1 protein-coding gene is annotated in these 3,143 nt (G+C 65.9%); it reads right to left on the reverse strand.

Annotated elements, in window-relative coordinates; all coding sequences use genetic code 11:
* A partial coding sequence (locus tag AC5RV2_RS16265; RefSeq protein WP_494093197.1) for a UPF0182 family membrane protein occupies window positions 1–2,790 on the reverse strand: 2,790 nt, incomplete at its 3' end.
* Between the last annotated feature and the right edge of the window lie 353 nt (window positions 2,791–3,143).

The following is a 3,143-nucleotide window of genomic DNA, read 5'->3' on the forward strand; positions in this document are numbered from 1 at the left end:
GCCGTAGGCGGCGAAGTCGCCCTCCGCCAGCGCGGCCTGTCCCTCCTGGATCGCGGTGCGCGCGGCCTGCAGGGCCGCCTGCAGGTCCTCCTCGGCGCTGGTCTCCGGTGCGTCCGGCGTCGTCGGCGTCTCCCCGACGTTTTCTTCGTCGCCGGTGGTGGCGCCCGAATCGCCCTGGAACACCTGGTCCAATGCTTCGGACAGCGTCGGGGCGAAGCCGACTTCCTCACCGAAGCTCACCAGCACCCGGCGCAGGATCGGGTAGGAGGAAGCGCCCGAGGACTGGACGTAGACCGGCTGCACGTACAGCATGCCCCCGCCGACCGGCAGGCTGAGCAGGTTGCCGTTCTTCACCTCGGAAGCGCCCTGGCGCAGCAGGTTCAGCGCCTGCGACACTTCGGTGTCCGAGTTGAACAGGTTCTGCGCCTGGCCCGGACCGGGCACGGTGATGTCGCGCGGCAGTTCAAGCAACCGCAGCGTGCCGTAGTCCTCGGACTTCACCCCATCCTCGCCGGTGCCGGCGTCCGCGTTGGCGGACAGGAAGCCGTACAGCACGTTGCGTGCCTGCTCGCCGGGAACGGCGAACGGGATGAACGGGGTGGTCAGCGAGAAGGACGCCTCCTCCTGGTTGGGCATCTGCAGCGAGAGGTAGTACGGCGGCTGCTTGACGGTCGATCCCTCGCCCAGCGTCGGATCCGTGGGAACACTCCAGGCATCGGAGTTCTCGTAGAAGCGGTTGACGTTGGTCACGTGGTACCGGGTGAGCAGCTCCCGCTGCACCTTGAACAGGTCCTCCGGGTAGCGCACGTGGGCCATCAGGTCGGCCGACATCTCGCTGTACGGCTTGATCGTCGTCGGGAACACATTCGTCCAGGCCTTGAGCAGCGGATCCTGGTCGTCCCAGGCGTACAGGTTCACGGACCCGTCGTAGGCGTCCACGGTGGCCTTGACGGCATTGCGGATGTAGTTGACTTCCTCCGCCGGCAGCGCCACGGTGGCGCCCCCGGTGGTCCCGGAGTCGATGGTCGCCGATTCCAGCTGCTGGGGAGTCGAGTACGGGAAGTGCTCGCTGGTGGTGTAGGCGTCCACGATCCACTTCACCCGGCCATCAACGATGGCAGGGTAGGCGTTGCCGTCCACGGTCAGGTACGGAGCGACTTTTTCGATCCGCTGGCGCGGATCCCGGTCGTAGAGGATCTGCGACTCCGAGTTGACCGCGTCCGAAAGCATCAGGTCGGTGGACTGGAATTTCAGGGCGTAGACCAACCGGTTGAACCAGTTGCCGATGTTGGGGCCGCCGTCGCCGTCGAACGTGTTCCGGGTATCGGTTTCGGCATTGGCGCTCTGTGGCCGGTCGATCTCGATCGGGGAGCTGCCCTCGGGCGCACCGACGATCGAGTAGTCCGGAGACGCTTCGCCGAAGTAGATCCGGGGTTCGTAGGTCGAGTCGTCGCCCAACACGCCCTGCGACGGGATTCCGGAGAGCATGAAGGACGGTTTGCCGTCCGGCTCCACGCGGGAGCCCGCGGCCGCAACCACGCCGTAGCCGTGGGTGTAGAGCAGGTGCTCGTTGACCCAGCCGGCGGGCACGCCCGCGGTGTTCAGTTCGCGGACGGCGATGACGGTGTCCTGCACCTCGCCGTCGACCGTGTAGCGGTCCACGTTGAGCGTCTCGTCGAACTGGTAGTACTGGCGGAACTGCTCCAGCTGCGCGAACGCGTCCGACACCAGGTTCGGGTCCAGCAGCCGGATGTTGGCCGTGGTTTCGGCGTCCTCGCGCAGCGCGCCGGCTTCCGCGTCCACCGTGGCTTCGTAGTTCGTGGTCTGGACGTCGTCCAGCCCGTAGGCCAGGCGGGTCAGGGCGATGTTGCGTTCGATGTACTGGGCCTCGACGTCCTGCTCATTCGGGATTACCTGGAAGCGCTGGACGATCCACGGGTAGACCCCGCCGGCGAGGATGGCGGTGACGATCAGCATGGCGGTACCGACGATCGGCAGCCGCCAGCGGCCGATGAAGGCCGAGACGATGAAGAGGATGGCCACCAGCACGGCGGCGACGGCCAGAATGGCCTTGGTGGGAATCACGGCGTTGACGTCGGTGTACAGCGCACCGGTCCAGTTTCCGGCATCGGACTGCACGGTGGCGTACCGGTCCAGCCAGTAGTTGACGCCCTGCAGGATGAGGAACAGCGCGGCAAAGATTCCCACATGGATCTTCGCCGCGGTGGAGGCGAAGAACCCCTTGTCCTCCAGCCGGATCCCGCCGTAAAGGTAGTGGGTCAGCAGCCCGGCGATGCCGGCAATCAGCACCACGCTGATCAGGAAGCCGTTGATGAAACCCAGGAACGGCAGGGTGTTCATGTAGAAGCTGAAGTCCAGGCCGAACTGGGGATCGGTCTGGCCGAACGGCTGCTGGTTGAAGAACAGCAGGACGGTCTGCCACGCCGAGGCGGCGGCGGTGCCGGCGAAACCGGCGAGCACTACCGGGATGCCGATCATCAGCAGGCGCCGCACCGGCTCCAGCTGCTGCTGGTAACGGTTCAGGTTGTCCTGCAGCGAGCTGTCCGGCGCGTACACCGGGCGTGAACGGTATGCCAGCCGGAGGCTGAAGTAGACGGCAAGGCCCATGATCAGGAAGGCAATCAGGAAGATGGCGATCTTGGTGCCGGTTTCCTTGAGCATGACTTCCAGGTAGCCCAGCTGGTTGTACCAGAGGATGTCTGCGTAGATCTGGGAGAAGAAGACGAAGCCCACCACCAGGACGGCCACCACGATCAGGGTGGGCACCAATGCGGAACGTTTCTTGCCAGGACTGTTAAGCGGTGTTGGCCGGTCGCCGTAAGACCGGTCTTGTCCGAACGTCACTCGTTACCTCGTTGTCTGCATGCGTGGCATCACGGCGAAACCGCCGCTGCGGGGACACTCCCCCTAGATGCCACGAACGGCGGTCTCGGAGGGTTCCGCTCCCATTCTGCCTTGTCAACACCGGCCCCGGCGAACCGCGGCGCGGGAACGGTCCGGCACCGTTGCCGGAATGTGACCGCGCCGCCGCTGAAACGAATCAGCTGCAGCCGGGCAGGGCTGCTGCATCGCCGCCGCCGCCGATCGCCGTGACGGCCTCGACGGCGTCGTCCAGCGTCGCC

The organism is Arthrobacter sp. Y3225116 (genome assembly GCF_059091245.1).